Annotated in this window: 14 protein-coding genes; 1 reads left to right on the top strand and 13 read right to left on the bottom strand. The window is 46.2% G+C overall.

Features of this window, described 5'->3' with window-relative positions; translation table 11 throughout:
* Nucleotides 1-224: 224 nt before the first annotated feature.
* The 8 genes from AC58QG_RS31700 to AC58QG_RS31665 form a co-directional block, all read right to left on the bottom strand.
* Nucleotides 225-365, bottom strand: a complete 141-nt coding sequence (locus tag AC58QG_RS31700) for a hypothetical protein (protein WP_497366021.1) — start codon at nt 363-365, stop codon at nt 225-227.
* Nucleotides 366-434: 69 nt separating this feature from the next.
* Nucleotides 435-2849, bottom strand: a complete 2415-nt coding sequence (locus AC58QG_RS31695) for a hypothetical protein (protein ID WP_497366020.1) — start codon at nt 2847-2849, stop codon at nt 435-437.
* A gap of 69 nt (nt 2850-2918) precedes the next feature.
* Nucleotides 2919-5018: a heparinase II/III domain-containing protein gene (locus AC58QG_RS31690; protein ID WP_497366019.1), complete on the bottom strand. Its 2100-nt coding sequence runs from the start codon at nt 5016-5018 to the stop codon at nt 2919-2921.
* 14 nt (nt 5019-5032) lie between these two features.
* Nucleotides 5033-5923 (bottom strand): carbohydrate ABC transporter permease, encoded by an 891-nt coding sequence (locus AC58QG_RS31685; protein ID WP_497366018.1) that lies wholly within the window; start codon nt 5921-5923, stop codon nt 5033-5035.
* Nucleotides 5924-5940: 17 nt separating this feature from the next.
* Complete coding sequence (locus AC58QG_RS31680) at nt 5941-6837, bottom strand: carbohydrate ABC transporter permease (RefSeq protein ID WP_497366017.1); 897 nt, start codon at nt 6835-6837, stop codon at nt 5941-5943.
* A gap of 154 nt (nt 6838-6991) precedes the next feature.
* Nucleotides 6992-8386 (bottom strand): ABC transporter substrate-binding protein, encoded by a 1395-nt coding sequence (locus AC58QG_RS31675; protein ID WP_497366016.1) that lies wholly within the window; start codon nt 8384-8386, stop codon nt 6992-6994.
* 140 nt (nt 8387-8526) lie between these two features.
* On the bottom strand, nt 8527-10149 hold the full coding sequence (locus tag AC58QG_RS31670) for a response regulator (RefSeq protein WP_497366015.1): 1623 nt from the start codon (nt 10147-10149) through the stop codon (nt 8527-8529).
* A complete protein-coding gene (locus AC58QG_RS31665; RefSeq protein WP_497366014.1) occupies nt 10133-11956 on the bottom strand; it encodes a cache domain-containing sensor histidine kinase in 1824 nt (607 codons plus the stop codon). The genes AC58QG_RS31670 and AC58QG_RS31665 overlap by 17 nt, the downstream gene beginning before the upstream one ends.
* 227 nt (nt 11957-12183) lie before the next feature.
* On the opposite strand from AC58QG_RS31665, the gene AC58QG_RS31660 reads away from it, so the two are divergent.
* Nucleotides 12184-12615: a VOC family protein gene (locus AC58QG_RS31660; RefSeq protein ID WP_497366013.1), complete on the top strand. Its 432-nt coding sequence runs from the start codon at nt 12184-12186 to the stop codon at nt 12613-12615.
* A 546-nt stretch (nt 12616-13161) separates the two neighbouring features.
* Here the strand turns inward: AC58QG_RS31660 and AC58QG_RS31655 are convergent.
* From AC58QG_RS31655 to AC58QG_RS31635, 5 genes are all read right to left on the bottom strand, one after another.
* On the bottom strand, nt 13162-13686 hold the full coding sequence (locus AC58QG_RS31655; protein WP_497366012.1) for a DinB family protein: 525 nt from the start codon (nt 13684-13686) through the stop codon (nt 13162-13164).
* Between the two features lie 100 nt (nt 13687-13786).
* Nucleotides 13787-15379, bottom strand: coding sequence for an extracellular solute-binding protein (locus AC58QG_RS31650; RefSeq protein ID WP_497366011.1), 1593 nt, complete (start codon nt 15377-15379; stop codon nt 13787-13789).
* 81 nt (nt 15380-15460) lie between these two features.
* Nucleotides 15461-16333: a carbohydrate ABC transporter permease gene (locus AC58QG_RS31645; protein WP_497366010.1), complete on the bottom strand. Its 873-nt coding sequence runs from the start codon at nt 16331-16333 to the stop codon at nt 15461-15463.
* A 15-nt stretch (nt 16334-16348) separates the two neighbouring features.
* Entirely contained in the window at nt 16349-17281 is a 933-nt protein-coding gene (locus tag AC58QG_RS31640) for an ABC transporter permease (RefSeq protein WP_497366009.1), read from the bottom strand.
* A 40-nt stretch (nt 17282-17321) separates the two neighbouring features.
* Entirely contained in the window at nt 17322-18953 is a 1632-nt protein-coding gene (locus tag AC58QG_RS31635) for a type 2 periplasmic-binding domain-containing protein (protein WP_497366008.1), read from the bottom strand.
* Nucleotides 18954-19057: the final 104 nt, after the last annotated feature.

Raw genomic sequence — 19057 nt, 5'->3', positions numbered from 1 at the left:
CAAGGTCGAATAGCACAATTGGTTACATGTCCCCCGCACAATTCGAGCAGCTCTACTACCAGCGGTTAGCTTAACTTAGTGACGTCCACTTTCTTGACAGAAGAGCAAAAATCCATCTATTTGTGCAATTCGCTCTCGCCTCCCACCACTGTGTTACTCTCCGCACGCCACACACAAAAAACACCCACATCAGCCCCAAGGCTAACGTGGGTGTCTCCAACAAATCAGTACACTTCAACCTCAGCGAATGCCATCTGATAGCTATTCGCATCCGTCGGATTCGGGCGAAAGTTTGTGCCTTCAATCCTCAGGTATCTTGCAGATACCACAGAAAATGCAAAGCTTTGTACCGCATTCCCCGGCATATCGAGGGCAGCTTTCTATAGGACTTTATACGGTTGGAAAGTGTGTATCTGCAAGTGGCATTCGACACCTTATTTCTGATGAAGTACCCGAACGTCTCCTGAAATCCCCCATTTGACGAAATGGGCGTAATCCACCTTCGTTTGTTCAGGCGCATCTGGACGGTCTGCAAAATTTTTAACACCTTTATACTGGTCTGGACTCGTTAAATAACGGTCTCCGTCCACATGACGATGAGGTCCGTATAGATTGAATGTACTCGGATATAACAGAACCTCTAACTCATACGAGCCTTCCTTCAATGCTTGCGGAAGCGGCACCGACCAACTCGGCCCCCAGCACCAACCCAGCTCATCCCCATTCAGCTTCACCAAGGCAGCATCCGCCCATAAATGCGTTAGCTCAATGGCTGCATGTTCCACGTTGTTCAAATGTATAGCTTTCTTCACTGCAACAGATGATCCTGCAAATGGGAAACCTGCTGCTATCAAGTTAGCACTGTTGATCACGGATGGCATTGGAGCTAGCTCGAATGGACCTTCGAGCATCCATTGATGCTCGTCCTTCTCGATAAGCGGCGCTTTACTCGTGACGATGAATTGACCGCGTAAGAAAACAATGGGGCAAGCTTCTCCCTCTGGTAACGGTGTTACTTCGATATATAGCTTCGTTATGTTCACTACAAGCGCTGCTGGAACAGCCGCTACGAAGCCACTTGCCGTTGGGATGACCTTCAATTCCTCACCATTCAACCAAACCGCACTCACGTCATCATGTAAAAAGAGTGACATCCCGCCAAATGAATCTGCCTGGTCTACGTTGATTTCAGCTTTCAACGTCCCCTTCTCATGTGGTTGTAGCTCCACATAGACCTGATTCCACTGGGGCACCTCAGCCATCCACGATGTCTGCGTAACGAGAGCCCCTTCAGTCTCTTCCTTAGCGGCTAGTACGGATGGGCCCTTCAACGGCAGCACGTGCTGCCAATCCTCCGAATCACAAATCGTAACCCCGGCTTCGCGCAGTCGCTCTACGATCGCTGGGTCATGCCAACGACAGCCGTCTGCTAGAAGTACATGCGTGTAATCCCGCATGCCAATCCGCAGCTTGCCGTCCATGACAATGCCGGCTTCCTCGATGCCCCGCTCCTCGGTCAACTCGTAATGAATCCCTGCCTCGTAGCAAGCCTCTACGAGCGCAAGCAGCTTCGCATTAAGGATTCCTGCTGTACTTGCGGGAATGTTCGACCCGTCATGCTCATTCATTTGCATCGCATCACGCGAATCGAAATTCGCCATAATCCCGCGGGTTGGCGTTACGATAAGCACATCCGGCTTCGCTCTTAAATCCGGCAGCTGATCAGCCTGCTCCTGAAGGGCTGCCAATAGCGCTGGAAAGGCATCCTTCCATGTGAGATGGCTTGGCATAGACGGCGGCCAATCCTGCACTGCTTGGGTGGTAAGCTTGAACTGGTTCAAGTGGAACACGAAATGTTCCACGCCATGACTTGCCAGCCACATCACATAGTTGGTGAAGGACTCGGGAGAGACCCCCCAACCGCTTCCCCCCATCGCTTCAACAAGAGCGCCATCACGTCCTTGCTGCATCGCGACGGAGTGAGCAATCCGTGGGTAAAAGCTATTGCCGGGGAAACGCTCCAAGGCGTCAATGGCCGGTGTTTCTACTTGTTGCAGCACTTGAAACGCTGAACCGCTGTAGGACAATTGGAAGAAAGGACTTTCCTCCGCTTTGACATGAGCCGTGAATTTTTTGCCATACGTTGCACACCATTCTGCTACAGGTTTATAGAAGCTCGTAACAATGGCATCGGTTAACATTTCCCAGTAGCGCACGCGGAAGTTCTCGAAGCCTTCGCCACTCGTAAATAGTAATGGTAATTGAGGCAGCAAATCTTCCCCATATTTGTCTTCATAAAGCGTTGGGAATCGATCGTCCCAAGGAATCGCGCCTGTTTTGACAGTAATCCCATGACCATCTAGGAAAGCCACTTCATCGGAGAAAAAGCCTGTCACATAATCAAAAGCTTCGGGAAGCAAGCCTTTGCGATAGCCCTCATGCGTGAACTCAATAAATATTTGTGTTGCCTCTGGATCTAAGGAGGATACAGCTGCCGTTTCTCCGAAAACGAGTCTCCCTCCCTGCTCATCGGAGCTCCAATTGACGTACTTACAGGTAGAATCAGGTAACCTTTTGATGACTTCCCCACTTGCTGTGCCAGAAGGCCAACCATTTTCATCGTAAATCCAGAAGATCATCCCCGTGGATTTGGCATATAAAATCAAATCTGAAAGAATGGCCAGATATGCTTCGCTCATATAGACAGGTTTATTGGGATAAAACCGAGGATGAAAAATAACACCCTCCAACCCCGCTAAACGGAGCTCGTCAAGCTGGTCTTGCAGCTGTTCCAGATTCAATTCATCGTTGATTGACCAAAAGCTGAGGAATGACAATTTATTTCTCATGTTCTTACACACCCTTTTCCCCGATTGAGAGGTTATTTCGTATTGCTTCACATGGGTATCATAATGACATCAAGCCGACTTCTCAATATACACTTTTCCGTCATTTAGCTTTATTTTATAAATTGCCTGTGATTCCGCATGATTCCACGATATTTGAAGGGTATCGCTAGTCATTTCTGCCACTTCCAGTCGCCCCGCAAGCTTCTCCTCCGTGCGAGGATCAAAATGCAGGGCTTGCACAAATAACACACGTTGTTCAACAGAAACGGAAGTTATGAAAGATGTTCTCTGCCCACTTGGCGGATTGTCAGGTGTCAATGCGGTGTATATATTTGATGGCAGTGAGCACCAGACATGCTGCTCCAACGTTCCCTCACTCATCTGATAGCCGAATGCCGAAACATCCTGCTCCAGCTTCTTCTTCTCCTTGAACCATTGCTGATCTAATCGGCTTAATTGATCTTCCGACTCGGACCAATGGATAGCCTCGTCATTGCTCAGCAGCGTTCCGCTAAAGTGATTCGTCAAATGAACCACGCGTGGCACGGGCACGGTGACTTGCACAATATCTAATAGATGATCCTCACCTAATACGTTAATTCTCCGAATTTGAGCCCCTCGATAGGCGTCGTTGTCCCAAGGATTGAGTTCATCAGGCAAGATGATGCGATCTTTCATCACATATTCCTCAGCTAGCCAATCCACGGCTGTTTCCAGCCATACGCCCCAAGGCTCTTCATGCATTTGAATCAAATGCCCGTCGCGTGGCGGCTGATCTGCCCCGTCGATACTCACCGTGTTATGTGAATACGTGTGCTTAAACCATCCATAATGAGCAGGAATTCCGTACGCTGTCGTTCCGGGGTCAATGAGCAACGGGACGCTGCCGTGCATGACGGATATCCCCAATCGATCCATATGATCATGTTCACCGCCGAAACGGCTATGCTTTACGATCACGTGCCAACCAGCTTTATTCACAAGCTTAGTCAGTCCGCTCTCTGGCAAAGAGCGTGTGCGCTGCACCTCATCTCCAAGCCTGTCTGACTCCTCCACATGTCCAATCAAGTCCTGACCAAACATCAGGGCATAGATCGAATCTCGCTTCGAACAACGAACGCTTTTCATACGGGAATCTGCGTCGGCTGTACCGTAAGCCGTATTCAATAGTGAGCGATACTTGCCATCACCATAAATATCATAAGCAATCTCGTAATACGACGTATACGTGCCGATATGGTCCCCAAGCCCTGCATCATTGATCGTCGGCATCATGCCGCTCGGCAAAACCAACTGTAGTGGATACTCGAACATGGCTTTCAGCGCTTTCTTTTGCCAGACATCCCACGGTGTTCCTTCAGCTATTAAGGCATAGTGCAGCAGGGATTTGAACGCGTAGAAATGGTACTGCACATTCCCCTCGTACCAAAAGCCATCTTCGAAGATCCCGCGTTCCAGCTGGTCATGCAGGCCATATTCCCCTGCCAAGCCAGCATCCATAACATTTCTATCTTTGAGCAATAGTCCAAGCGCGGCAATCGCTGAGGTAATCAAAACCGAGTGATTATGAATTTGCTTCTCTTTATGTGCAATGAGAAAGCGAGCACAGGGCTCCAGTAGCCCTGCCCGAATATAAGCAACCTCATCAGGCGTCAGAAGCTCCTGGATCATATCAAAAGCAAGCGCCAGATCCGTGATCCAATGCGCTTCATCCAACGTTTGGGCAAATAATTTACCCGGTCCATTATAAGGAATATCCCCATGGATGGCGTACGTTTCGTAATGATCGGCATATGCCATCAAATAGGATTTAACGAATTGCAGTCGTTCCACATCTGGTTCTATCGCGTACAGCAATGCAATGTGATACACAGCTCGACCGATCTGGCTATGGGCAAACGATGTCCAGCACCCATCCAACCGCTTACTCTGCCGCTCCTTGCCACAGGTTGAACAACGATGAAGAAAGGGCTCGTCCCACTGGAAAGTGAGCCGAGTCCCATCTTCATCACAATAATAATAGTGCATCCATTCGCCTTGCTCATGGGAGCGAATGGCGAAGGTGATCTTCGCCGCTTCTTCCGCACCCCTTCTTAGCAGTCCCATCGCCGCTTGAAAATCCGAATTGCCTGCGTTCCTACGCAGTCTCTCTAAACGCTTGATGTCCATGGTCAGAAGTCCTCCTAGCCTTTCAATGAACCTGCCGTCATTTGCATAAATGAACGATTCGCAATCATATAAACCAGCAACAACGGAAGAATCGATAAGCACGCTCCCGCCAGCATATAATGCGTTTGAACCGCAGCTGTTGTCCCGTACCGCAAATAAGATAACCCAACAGTCAACGTTTGCAGCTTTGGATTCGTCATCGTGAACACTAACGGTCGCAAGTACTCATTCCACGCCCCACAAAAGGTAAACAACGCCCCAACCCCAAGTCCTGGTCGCATTAGAGGCAAAATAATTCGCCAGAAAATGCCTCCGTTAGAGCAGCCGTCAATTCGTGCAGCTTCGTCTAGTTCTCGGGAAATACCCTGCAGAAAGCTTAATAGAATAAAGAAGATATACGCATGTCCGCTAACCAGAATAAGGACAACGCCCCATAAACTCGTATTCAGGTGCAACTTCACCATCAGCTCGAACTGTGGTCTAATCACGACTGCGCCAATGGAGATAAACATCGTGGACGCTTGAATCGCTACATAGATCGCTTTACCCGGGAATTTGATACGGTCAACCACATAAGCTGCCATGGAGGCTACGGTCAGTACGCCGATCGTCGTTGCTCCACTCAGGAACAAGCTATTCCAAGTAAATCTCGCAAAGTTGGCCTGTACCCAGGCCTCCTTATAATTTTCAAAATGCCAGGAGGACGGGAATATCTTGCCCCCCTTGGTAATCTCCATATTTGACATAAAGGAGCCTAAAAAAGTCACAACGACTGGGAAAACGATGAGCAAGGCGGTTATCAGTAAAAACAACCAAAGCAGCGCTCTTCCACCCCATCTCCCCGCTGAGAACGACTGCGTTTTTTTCTTTATATGAACAGCAGGTATCGCTTCTGTCACTTCCATGTTCTCAAGTCTCCTCCCTATTGAAGTTTGTTTAGGCGTTTCGACATCAGATGATAAACAAGCGTGATGATGCCGACAATGACAGCGGTCATGAAACCAACGCTACTACCGTAACCAAATTGTTGATCAGTAAAAGATCCTGATGGTGTTGGGAAAAAGAGCTTGTAAACATAGAGATACATGACTTCCGTCTTCCCTACAGGTCCGCCTTCGGTTAGAACCATAATGCTCTCATACCCTTTGAGGGAATTGATGATCGCGAGCATGATCACGATCTGCAACACGGGACCTAGCATCGGAATCGTTAAATACCAGAACTGCTGCCATTTATTCGCGCCGTCCAAGGACGAGCTTTCGTATACATCATTCGGGATATTTTGAAGACCAGCTAGAAATAACAGCATGTAGTTCCCTACCGCCCCCCATACCGCAATGATGATCGTTGTCAGCATCGCATGCTTAGGTCCGAGCCAATCGATTCTTTCAGAGATGATATGAAACTTTAATAAATACTGATTAAGAATTCCGTTGTACGAATTGAAAATGATAAAAAAGACGACAGCCATGACAGCTGAGCTAATGATCGTAGGCATAAAATAGATCGCTCTTAACCAGTTGCGTCCACGCAGCTTGGAATTTAATATAACGGCAAGTGCTAAGCATAACGGAAGTGTTATGATGAGCTTTCCACCTGCATAGACGAATGTATTTATGACAGAATGCCAGTACTCCGTATCCCGGAAGAGTCGTCTGAAGTTATCGAATCCAATAAACGTTGGAGCCGCGTAGCCTTTGTACTCATAAAACATGTAGCGAATCGCCCAAGCAATCGGATAGACGCCCAGCACCATGGTCAGTAGAAAGCTTGGAAATAAAAATAAGTATGAAAACCCGATCTGGCGTGTTCTGTTCATCCCATTCCCTCCTCAATTACCCCAAAAAGTGAAGCTAAGCTTCGATGTATAGTCCGATTACTTTCCGGGGGCCCTATCAATCTAGTTAACGCTAAGAAGAACGCGAGAGTGGAGTTTCAGCTCCACTCTCGCTTTGATACTCTTCAATTAGCTCTTATTTCATCATTAGTTTCATTGGATCGAAACTTGGATTCGGCGCTACTTTGACATCGCCTTTCGCGACTGCTTTATCCAACGCATCGTTATAACGCTTGCTTAGATCTGTGATAATCTGATCCAAATTACCGCCACTGATCATATATTTGAAGAATGCATCATTGTATTTCATGCCTTCAACCGTAACGGTTGGTTGAAGCGGCCATGTGCCGTCATTTCCATTAGGCAAGAAGCCTTCAATGCCCTTGATCTCTGGTTTTTTGGCAACGGAGGATACAGATGGTACCATCGACAAGCCGAAGCCTTTTTCGTGATATGTTTTCAATACTTCATCTTCATACATAAACTGCATGAACTTCCATGCTTGATCGGCATTTTTGGTCGTGTTGCTGATGGATAGCCATTGACCACCAAGGAATGAATTTGCGCCTTTGATCGTTCCATCAATGGTTGGAACAGGTGCTGCAGCCCATTCAATCTTCGCTGGGAATTGGTTCGCATATACGCCTGGCTCCGAGGAGAAGGAAATGTACATTCCGATTTTACCTTCTGCGAATTGTGCGCGCAGTGGATCAATATCCAAGGATTCCATACCTGGCAATGTGCTGCCGTCGTCTACCATTTGCTTGAAGGACTGAATGATATCTTTGTACCCTGCGAAGTCAAACTTCGCTGTTTTGAAATCATACCCAAAACCGCCGTATCCGCTAGCTTCTGCGATTACTCTTGCTGAGCGACCAAGGGCACTATCCGGGCTCTTGAAGTTCTGAGCAAACCCGTAGGAGCCATTCGCTTTACCAACTGCAGTAATTTTCTTCGCATCTTCAACCATTTCTTTTAATGTTTTCGGAGGTGCTGCTATGCCTGCTTTAGCAAAAAGCTCTTTGTTGTAAACGAGACGAATCGTCGACCCGTAGTTGGGAAGGCTGTACATTTTGCCGCCAATGCGGTTGAAATCATCGATGACTGGGAATTTCTTCTTAATCGCATCTGTTACATAAGAATCAATCGGTTTCAGGTAACCTTTTGCTGCAAAAGGTTGAATCGTATTTTCTTTGACACGAATAATGTCAGGCGCTTGACCGGAAGCAAAAGCCAGATCAATCGCTTGGTTGAAGTCTTCTGTCTTTACAACCATTTCAACTTCAATATTATCGCTATTCGTTTCGTTAAATTTCTGTACAACACTTTTGATATAGTCCATATCATGACGGTCACCCGTCCAATAGGAGAGCTTCGTTTTCGCCTTGGCAGGAGCCGCGCTTGCCGGAGCAGTAGATGCTTTCGCAGACGCCGCCGGGCTTGCTGCTGTTTCGGTTTTGTTTGAACTACAAGCTGCTAAGCTACCTGCGAGTGCGACTGATAATGTGACCGTCCCTAATTTTCTCATCATGTGTAAGCCTCCCTTAAATCTGTTGTTTACACTTTTAATATTAAAAGAATTTGCGCGTGCTGATAATGTGGTCAACTCTTGAATGAGGGCAGATATTTCTATATGTTGCCCTTCCGCCTACCCAAAAAACAGGCAAGCCCTCACGGCTTGGAGGGCTTGCCCAGCGACATTTCTTTGAATTCCGTCGGTGTAAGACCGGTCTGTTTTTTAAATACCTCACTGAAATAACGCCGATGCTCGTAGCCAAGCTGCTGCGCAATTTCCTGTACTTGAAATTCCTCAATCAGCATCGATTTCGCCCGTTCCATTTTGGCTTGTGTAACGAACTGTTGGAACGTTGACCCTGTTACTTTTTTGAACAGATTCGAATAATAGCCCCAACTCAAATTGACCTGCTTCGCACAATGCTCCAGCGTCAAATCTAGATCCAAATTCGCTTTGATATAGTCGGCGGAACGATGAATAATCTTCTGTGACTCGCTAGCCCGCTCTTGATGAATGAGTCGACAGCCAATCTCGCACAGCTCAATGAACCATGCACGATACTCCAGGATAGCGGCTCCGCTGTCTCTGATTTCAAGCGTCTTCGCTTCGAATTCGATGAGACTAGGACGAGGGAATTTCTCCATCAACACGCGCAGCATCCGTAACACAAGACCTTGCAGCAGTCGCTCTATGACACCAGGCTCAGGGAGGACGGACACTTTCCCCATCTCGGTGAAAATGGTCATTGCCCATTCGATGCAGGCATCCCGATTGCCAGAACGGAAAGCGAATAGAAACTCATTCTCGCTATCCTCGGTATAAATCCATTCCACAGGAACTACCGCAGCATCCGAATTATAGCTGAACGCGCCATTACCTCCGGTGTAAAAATGATACGATAACGCGCTAAGCGACTGCTGATAGCTCTTCGGCAGTTCTTGCACGGTCTCTACACATTGGCCGATGCCAATCGAGATCGTAAATTTCGTATGGCGTGCAATGTTCGCACAGCATTGGTCTGCAACTGTAATCGGCGGCTCTTGATTCGTTACATTCAGAATACAAATATACCGATTGAATCCCTCTCGGAACACTACGGCAGCCCTGCTGGAGGCAATCGTCTCTTCCACAATATTTTGCAACGAGAACCGGACAAGCTCAAGCTCCTTTACAGGCACTTCACCATATTTATCGGTAAATTGATCAATTTGAATCGTCATCACGGCGAAAGGCGGTTTCAGCTCATTAATGTCCAGAAAGTCGGATAACCGCGCTAACTCGGATTCATTGGTTTGATGGTAAACAAGTAGGGATAAGTACTCCTGCCGGAGAGCTGGCATGCTTTCCTTGATCTTCTGTTGGAGACCGATTAGCTGCGTGCGGCTGAGGTTTTCTTGCTCCCACACTTCCTTCGCCTTTACGACCGCTTTCACAATCTGTTCTATGGAAAATGGCTTTTTCACATAATCTAATGCTCCATATTGGATCGCTTTTTGGGCGTAATCAAAGTCTGTATATGCGCTTAAGATAATAACTTTGCTCGTTGGCAAGATTTCCATAATGTTTCGGGTCATTTCCAAGCCATCCATTTTGGGCATACGAATGTCCGTTAGAATCAGGTCTGGCTTCGTCTCGCGAATCACCGCAAAGCCTTCCTCACCATTGGTCGCACTGCCCACGATTTCGATCCCATGATCTTCCCATGGAATTTTCTTCGTAATCATATCCACGACACTTCGGATGTCATCCACCACACAGAGCTTAATTAGTCGGTCCATGGAAATCCTCCTCTTTCTCATACCGTGGCAGCCACAGTTCAATTCGGGCACCGCCCCATGCATTCGTAGTGATCTCCATCCGCTGTTCAGTCCCATAGTACAATTGTAGCCGGGTGTAAATATTGCGCAGAGCATAGCCATGCTTTGAAGTTGAAGGATGCAGCATACTTTGGAGAAGAAGCTCTGGAACGAGTCCTTGTCCATTATCCTCCACCGTGATATGCAGCCAATCGCCATCCGCTCGCGCTGTGAGCTGAATTTCACCACCAGAGGTCATGTCTTTGAAGCCATGCAAAATACTATTTTCAATCAAGGGCTGAATCATGATTTTAGGTACAAGACAAGCTTGCAGTTCAGGCTCGACTTCCATCCGGAAGACGAACAAATTCTCATAGGACCTTTGCTGAATCGCCAAATATTGACGAACATGATCCACCTCATCCGCGAGAGGGATCAGGTCCCTGCCCCCGCTTAAACTCAATTGGAACATATTCGATAACGCCAGAATCATTTCATTCACATCTTCGTTCTCACCCAGAACCGATTTACAGTAAATCGTATTGAGTGTGTTATAGAAAAAGTGCGGGTCCATTTGCGCAGATAACGCCTTAATCTCTGCTTTCCGTTTATCCCGCTCCCGATTTTTCACATCCTCAATGAGCTGCTTGATCTCATCCAGCATCCGGTTGAAACGGAATCCCACCTGCGAGACCTCATCTTTATAAACACTTTCAAATCGAACATCCAGATCATTCTCTTCAACGCGCTTCATCAGTTTCTGCAGTCGGAACAGCGGTTTGAGGAGCAGGAGTGTTAAATTGTTCGTGATAAACAGAGAAACGAGGACAAAGCCGATTGTCACAAACGTCGTAGCTTGCTTAATGCCATTCAATTTGGCTAGCAATTTATCTTTGGCCTGAACCCCAACAATCATCCAATCATCCTTGACATCAAGTCGCGCATAGTTCACGAGATAGTCTTCATGATCTGCATCGCTATAGAAAAAGGAGCCCTTGCTATCGACTGTCAATTGCTGCACGAAATCCGGACGTTGCATGAATGCTCTATCCTGGGTGCGATCCGCGTAATTGACATCTTCACCTTGCGAATCAACGAAATAATAGTGCTTGTTGGGATCCGTTAAGTTTTCCATAAAGAGATCCCTTAGATCGTCTTCTTTCACATTAATGACAACATAGACATTCGTTGGCTCGTTACTCATAATGGAATCTTCGCTGACACCCTCCGCTACGAGTGAGATCACCCGCTGCTTATCCGTAAAAAAAGGATCGACATGCCCTTTACTCCAAAACCCCCGCTTCAAGAGCTGAAACTGCTTAAACATGTCCGATTGGTAAAAGGAAGTCGCATTATTTCGTGCACTGGAGGTTGGATAGAAATCACCGATTGGCGTGGCGATTAGTATACTCTCGATCATAGTATCGTTGAACTTCACTTGTGAAAAAACGTACTGCAGAGCAGTTAATGACTTATAGTAGCTGGAGCTGTCCTTATTCTGAACATCCTTCATAAGCTGTTTGAAAGCATCGCTGAACATAAGCGCTCGGACAGCAGTCCCGATATTTTTCAGTCTTTCATTCACAATTTGTGCGGATTGATTCACGGTATCCTGACTGGACTGCATTGCATTGCGCTGAATTTCCTTGGACGCGATCAGGTAGGCGATGCTCCCAGTAGCCACTAGACCTACGGTGATTAGTATGACAAAAGTAAACCATATGCGTTGTTTTAGTGAAAAGGAATGGAACATACGTGATAGCCACGACCAGATAGCAAGCTTATTCATAGGCGACGTTAGCACCTTTCCTGTGTGTGAAGATAGTCTTTATCAACTATATTATAGTATAGGCCACTTTCAGAGGGCAGGGGGGAAATTCAAGAGGGAGGGCAACTATTTCTTGATTCCACACAAAAATTAGAACATATGTTCTTTATTTTTTCGGATAAATGTGGTAATAATAAGGGGTAGACTTTTTACATTTCAAATAACTCGATCTAAGGAGCTGTTAATTTATGTCCATCCGTTTAACTCCCTATCTAGTATTGCCTGGCACTGCTGCTGAAGCTATTGCATTTTATGAGAAAGCATTGGATGCGCAAGTGCTGTTTAAGCAAACCTTCGGTGAAATGCCTGCCAACCCTGAATTCCCGCTTGCGGATGAACATAAAGGGCTCGTTGGCCATGCCATGGTGCAAGTCGGCGAAAGTCAACTGATGTTCTCTGACACGTTCCCAGGTCAACCGGTTCAACAGGGAGATCATGTAACGATCTGTATTACAACGAAGGATGCTAGTAAATCCAAACAATTTTTCGAAGCGCTCAAAGAAGGCGGCACGGTCATCATGGACCTGCATGAAGCATTCTTCAGCCCTGCTTACGGACAAGTGAAAGATAAGTTTGGCGTGACCTTCCACCTATTCACAGAAGGCGCATCGATGAACTAATACGTAGTAAAGGCTCTGTCCGCAAGATCTTGCGACAGAGCCTTTTTGTTTGGGCTAGGCTGGAAGTGCTGACCGGGCGTCTTGGCGACTGAGTGAACATCTGACCGGCCGACTTGCGACTGAGTGAAAATTGAATCGGGCGACTTGGCAAGTGACTGAACATCTGACCGACCTACTGGCCACGATAGTGATTAAATGGAAATTATCCATCTATTTCGGCTCATTTATCGTAAATGGGCTGATTAGATGGACTTCCTACAGTTAATATCCACACTTTTCGCCAACACGTAGGAAATTCCCAAAATTAGCTACATAAAATCCATCTAAACCAATTTCCCAGCTGATTTCGCCCAAATTAACATCAGAAAATCCATCTAATATGTGGATGGCGGGAAATCAGCTCGCAGGTGGGGCAAGTTCTAGACGCCAGGGCAAGTTCTAGACGGCGGGACAAGTTCTAGAAGGTTGAGCAAGTTTTGATGCTCCCTGCACATGATACCGCACCAGAGTTAGAGATCGTGCTAGTGAAGTAAATCTTTGATGCGTCTAACTAGTGGAGACTTCTCCCCCGCTTGCATACCAGAACAACGCAAATTCGGTCATGACTGAGGCATACCCCATTTGCCTCAGCATTGCCGTTACATTGCCACGATGGTACGTAGCGTGGTTCACAACCTGTAGAACCATTTCAGCCAAACTTGTGTCTCTTACTCCTGCATAGGGATTATCGAGTCTAATTTTCTTATCCAAGTCAGGCTGCTCCTTCAGAAATGCCTTAAATCGCAGCGACAACTCGGCATACATGGCCTCTAGTTCATCCAAGCTTTTGCTCTCTGTTGCTTCGGTTATCTGCCAAGAGGCTGCCATGGCTGCCTGCATACTCACCCCTCCAAGTATGTCTAACCAAACGCGATCTGTGAGGTAGATATGAGCAATCACTTTCGATACCGTCGGAAACACACTCTGAATCTCTTGCCGGTACACCTCCTGAGGAAGCTCTTTCAACCTGTTAATCAGCGTTTGATTCGCCCATACATGATAGTCATACATGCGATCGGCCGTTTGTGTCATTAAAATCGACTCCTTCGATTAGAATATCGTTATTTCCAGTTATACCCTTATTGTACAACAACAACCCTGACAGCATCCTGTCAGGGTTGTTGACCTTTTTCTATTTACCTAACTTGTTCATGTAGTCCACGTATTCTTTCTCTGCATCTGCTGTAGCTGGGTACCATTCTTTCTCCAAGAAGTCCTTAAACTGTTGGAGAGTAAGTGTGCCCATCAAGTATTTCAATTCTTGATCATCTTTTTTCTTCACTAGATCCGGAATTGCTGTATTTAGGTTCAAGATTTTAGGTGAGCGAACGGCCGGCACGTTTACAACGGTCATTTGCTTCATCGCAGCATCCAATTGCGCTTTGTACGTATTCAATCTCTCTACCGTATCCGCACCCTCGATAATAGCTGGGTTGCCATCAATCGCATTCGCAAGTGTCATATACGTGCTCGTTGTGGCAGCAAGTTTGGTTGCTTGGTCTGCTGTACGAGAAATATTTTTCGTAGCAGGATCATAGCTGTCAAAAGTTAACCCTTTCATACCTAATTGGAACAATGTGTTTGCTTCTGTCGTATTTCCCCAGTCTAGGAATTTTAACACGCCATCCACGTTTTTGGACGATTTCGGAATCATCCAACCGCCCCATGTTGCCGGTAATACAAGATCCGTAGCTACACCCTTGCTATCTTTTAAGACAGGTTGATACGAGTACTTTTTGTCAGATTCCTTATCTTTGGCTAAGTTGGCCATCACCGCATATTGGTGGGAATAAATGATGCCGACGCGATTCTGATTCAGCTTCTCTTGATCCACATAAATCTTGTTAATTAGGAACTCAGGATCGATGAGTTTTTGTTCATTTAGGTCTCTAAGATAAGTCAAGAAAGGAATATAACCGGACATTTTCTCTTTGATTTTATAAGCACCATCGGTATCCTTGACCCCATTGATGATCGGAAGATTAAAAGCAGACGCCAAGAAGAAGGTGGAATTCCACACCGTGTTGCTGCCAAGGCTAGGATTGGACAAGCTCAGACAATAGGTGTCGGCCTTACCGTTTCCATCTGGATCATTATTCGTAAAAGCTTTACACACATTCGTAAACTCATCCAATGTTGTAGGTGCTTTTAAATTCAGCTTGTTCAGCCATTGCTGGTTGACCATATATCCCCAGTGATTCACAACGTTCGTTCTAGGAATAATGTACGTTTTTCCATCGTTAATGGATTTAACGGCGTCCCACATTTCTTTCGTAATGTTTTTGGTTAAATTCGGATATTTCGCAATCTTGTCATCGAGCGGTGTCAGTAGACCGTCTTTGGACCATTTCTCAAGATTCGCATCTGCCCCGCCCCAGTTGTACACAAGATCTGGCAGATCACCAGATGCCATGAGAACTTGAAGCTTTTCAACGTAGTTGTTAATCGGCGGCGCCTCAACAGATAGCTTCACATTGGCCAGCTTCTCAGCTTCAGCAATTACGGGATTGTTATCAATGACCACGTTCGCATTGACCCGGTTAAACATTTTGATGCTGACAGGCGCTGCTTTGGCTGGTGCTGCTGACACTGTGCTTGTGCTCGGCGCTGTCGTAGCCGCTGTAGTTGCCGTATTATCCGTGTTAGAACTACAAGCCATAACGATGGAAGACAGTAACCCGATGCAAATCAGACTGCTTGCGATGCTTTTGACTGACCCTTTCAATACCAACATCTCCTTTATGATCGCTATTATTAAACTGCGGGATTGCAGATTTAATCGAGGCATAGCCTTGCTTTGACGAAATTACCCTTTAATCGAACCAACGAGTACACCCTTCATGAAATACTTTTGCAGGAAAGGATACACGAGCAGGATCGGGAGTGTTGCAAATATGATGATCGCCATTTTGATCGTAAACACCGTAATACCGCTATTGTTCATATCCATCGCATCCTTCGCGATGCCCCCGTCATCAACAACCATCTCCCTAAGGATGAGCATCAGAGGCCATAAGCCACGCTTAGATGTATAAATAATGGCCGAGAAGAATGTATTCCATTGGGTAACCGCATGAAAAATAACGAATGTGGCAATGGCTGGCTTCGAAAGCGGAATGATAATTTTATATAAAACCTTGATTTCATTGGCCCCATCGATAAAAGCCGATTCCTCTAAGCTCGCTGGTATAGCGCTTACAAAGTTCTTCATTAAGATCAAATTGTAGGCTCCCAAGACGCCCGGTAAAATCATAGCCCATAGCGTGTTGTATATATGCAACGTTTTGATTAAGTAAAAGTTAGGAATCAAGCCACCATTGAAGAACATCGTGAATGTGATCAGAACCATAATCGTATTTCTACCCTTTAAGTCCGTTTTGGATAGCGGATAAGCAGAAATGAGAAGCAGGAAAATATTAAGGGCAACCCCGATGATCGTGATGAGCAGCGTATTTTTATACCCGGTCCACATGAGCGGCATCTGCAAAATCTGCTTATAGGCCGCTAGCTCAATGTGATAGGGGATGAGCTTCAAGGGATTCGCCAAATACTCAGAGTAAGGGGTGATCGAGAATGCAGCCACATAAAAGAAAGGAAATAAGCAAATGATTGCGAACAGTGTCACAATGCCATAATTCAAACCATCAAAAACTTTATCGCCAAACGATCGAATACCCACGCTTATAACCTCCTCTTACCATATCCCATCTTCTTTCATCCACTTGGCTATCTGATTACTGGCCAGCAGGAAAATTAACCCGATTACGGAGGTGAACAGCCCAACGGTTGTTCCGAAAGAAAATCTTCCGCCAATCAAACCGACGTGGTATACATACGTTTCAAACACTTCGGAAACACCGAGGTTCAACGGATTTTGTAATACAAAAATTTGTTCAAAGCCATTCCCCATAATATGACCAAGCCTTAAAATCAGCAGGATAATGATCGTCGATTTGATCCCAGGCAGCGTGACGTATCGGATTCTTTGAAACCGGTTCGCGCCATCCATACTAGCAGCCTCATATAGCTCAGTATTGATCCCGACCATGGCAGCCAAGTATAGTATGCTTTCCCAACCTGATTCCTTCCACATGCTGCTGAGGATCACCAACGGTCGGAAGTAATTCGTATCCGCTAAGAAGAATACAGGCTCGAAGCCAAATTGCTTCAAGAAAATATTCACGACTCCCCATGACGGGGATAAGAAGTTGACAAGAATTCCGCCAATGACAACCCAAGAAATAAAATGCGGCAGATAGATGATCGTCTGCGTAATCCGCTGATAGGTGCGGTTGCGCATCTCATTGAGCAGTAATGCCAATAGAATTGGAAACGGAAACCCAAAGACCAGTCGCAAGAAACTTAAATACAACGAGTTCCAGAACACCGTGTAAAAGTCACTGAGTCCGAACATGTATCTGAAATTCTCAAAGCCAATCCAGGAACTTCCGAGAATCCCTTTGGAGAAATTAAAATCCTTAAACGCAATGATAATGCCGTACATCGGCACATAATTGAAAATAAGAAAGTACACAACAGCTGGAATCAATAGGATGTACAAATATTTCTTCTTATTGATGTACCGCATAGCAAGCTGCGTCTTACTCCTAGCCGTCTCAGATGCCATACCGATTCGCCACCACCTTTCTGAGTGTCATGTACGCCTCTCATTTGTTCTGAAGCGCACGTTGTTGCTTGAAAATATCGTAAATATCTTTAGACAAAATAATTGTATCCCTGTCCTTCTCATAAAAGGCTTTATACCACGCATCCACCTGTTTGCCCCCCGCTTTCTCCCAAGCAGCAATGGCATCCTTTTTTGCTTGCTCTGGCGAATAATTCGGTGTCAAAATCGCCTTCATCCATATGTCGCCATCGCCAACATCCACCTGCTTCATTGTGTCTGTGAGAATCTGCTGAAGATCCTTAGGCAGCTGCGGCATTTGCTCGGAGTGTGTTGGGCCTGCCATCTGCAAATCAAAATTGATGAAGGAAGAGTTCGCTTCGAACATCTTCTTGACTTCCTGCTGAAGAGGATCCTTCGTATCCATCTTCTCCACACCAAAATAGCATTTACCGGCAAGTGTTGGTGAGGCTAGCATCCCGAAATCTCCAGATGCGTAGTTGAATTCCGTTTTCCACTTATTCAAGTCCGTCACCTGCGGGCATTGACCAGGTAAGGTCTTGCTGTGCACGCCTTCGAATCCGTAGTACATCGTTTTCATAAACGTCTCGGCGGCTGCGAAATCCACATATTTCATAACCGCTTCTGGATCCTTAGCTTCGGCATTTACGACACCTGTCATTTGGATGGGATTCACGAATATCGGATTAAACTGACCCACAGGAGTTTTCGGATACGGCATGATAGCAAGCTCGGCATCGGGCACATTCTTTCTCAAGCCCACATAGAAATCGTTATAAAAGGTGATAGGGACATTAAACTGCTCCATATAAATCCCAATTTTCCCATTCAAGAAATCCTGCTTTGCTTTGGAGCCGTTCTTATCGGTGTAAAAATTCTTGTCCACCAATCCCTCTGTGTACAGCCTTTTTTTGAAGGCCGTAACGGCTTGAATATTCTCCCAGCCATGAATAAGTTCATTGTCTTGCACAACAAAGTCAGGGTACGTAACGCCGAACATTTCGTTCAGTGTAGCGACAGCGCTATAGGCAAGGGCAAGTCCATAGGTATCCTTTTTCCCATTCCCATCGGGATCTTGCTCGGTAAATGCTTTGGCAACCTGATACATCTCCTCGGTCGTTTGCGGAATGTTCAAATTCAGCTTATTGAGCCAATCCTTGCGAATAAATACTCCGCGCTGAGGGATCGTTTCGTTAATGCGCCCGAATTGGTACAGCTTGCCATCGGTTCCCGTGCCTGCTTTGCGGAGTGCCGGATACTTCGTGAGCAGTGACTTGTACGTTGTGCTGTAGCTATCAATCATATCGTCGATGGGACGCAGCTGCCCCTGATCGATCAACGGATTCTTGATTTGCGGCGCATACTCCAGAATGAGATCTGGCGCGCCACCACCAGCAAATAACGTGTTCAGCTTCTGATCGGACTGCGTCCGTTGCAAAGGAATGAAAGTCACATCCACGGGACCCGCTTTGTTAATCCATTTTGTCATGAGATTATTTTCAATCGTTCCCTGACCGGAAGGAATATTGCCACGATCATAAATCGTGACCGTAATTTTGCCTCGCTTCGCAGACTTCTGCGCGTCGTGTTCAGGTGAGTTCTCAGAATGGGTAGAGCAGCCTGTCATAATGGATATGATCACCACAGTGGTCATCAGTATTGGAAGGCAAGCTCGTTGGATATGTTTACGCAGAGTGCTTCCCCCTCTCGTTGTCATTGTGTTTATCATACCATCATGTAGTTAATTGTAAGAAAATA

The sequence above is a fragment of the Paenibacillus sp. J22P169 genome (assembly GCF_059691995.1).
This window is presented reverse-complemented; position numbering and strand designations above follow the sequence as displayed.

Excerpts from the sequence above, each read along its gene's own strand:
- AC58QG_RS31680 (WP_497366017.1), bottom strand. The coding sequence starts at position 6,837 with ATGAACAGAACACGCCAGATCGGGTTTTCATACTTATTTTTATTTCCA.
- AC58QG_RS31675 (WP_497366016.1), bottom strand. The coding sequence starts at position 8,386 with ATGATGAGAAAATTAGGGACGGTCACATTATCAGTCGCACTCGCAGGT.
- AC58QG_RS31660 (WP_497366013.1), top strand. The coding sequence starts at position 12,184 with ATGTCCATCCGTTTAACTCCCTATCTAGTATTGCCTGGCACTGCTGCT.
- AC58QG_RS31700 (WP_497366021.1), bottom strand. The coding sequence starts at position 365 with ATGCCGGGGAATGCGGTACAAAGCTTTGCATTTTCTGTGGTATCTGCA.
- AC58QG_RS31685 (WP_497366018.1), bottom strand. The coding sequence starts at position 5,923 with ATGGAAGTGACAGAAGCGATACCTGCTGTTCATATAAAGAAAAAAACG.
- AC58QG_RS31665 (WP_497366014.1), bottom strand. The coding sequence starts at position 11,956 with ATGAATAAGCTTGCTATCTGGTCGTGGCTATCACGTATGTTCCATTCC.
- AC58QG_RS31690 (WP_497366019.1), bottom strand. The coding sequence starts at position 5,018 with ATGGACATCAAGCGTTTAGAGAGACTGCGTAGGAACGCAGGCAATTCG.
- AC58QG_RS31695 (WP_497366020.1), bottom strand. The coding sequence starts at position 2,849 with ATGAGAAATAAATTGTCATTCCTCAGCTTTTGGTCAATCAACGATGAA.
- AC58QG_RS31655 (WP_497366012.1), bottom strand. The coding sequence starts at position 13,686 with ATGACACAAACGGCCGATCGCATGTATGACTATCATGTATGGGCGAAT.
- AC58QG_RS31670 (WP_497366015.1), bottom strand. The coding sequence starts at position 10,149 with ATGGACCGACTAATTAAGCTCTGTGTGGTGGATGACATCCGAAGTGTC.
- AC58QG_RS31635 (WP_497366008.1), bottom strand. The coding sequence starts at position 18,953 with ATGACCACTGTGGTGATCATATCCATTATGACAGGCTGCTCTACCCAT.
- AC58QG_RS31640 (WP_497366009.1), bottom strand. The coding sequence starts at position 17,281 with ATGGCATCTGAGACGGCTAGGAGTAAGACGCAGCTTGCTATGCGGTAC.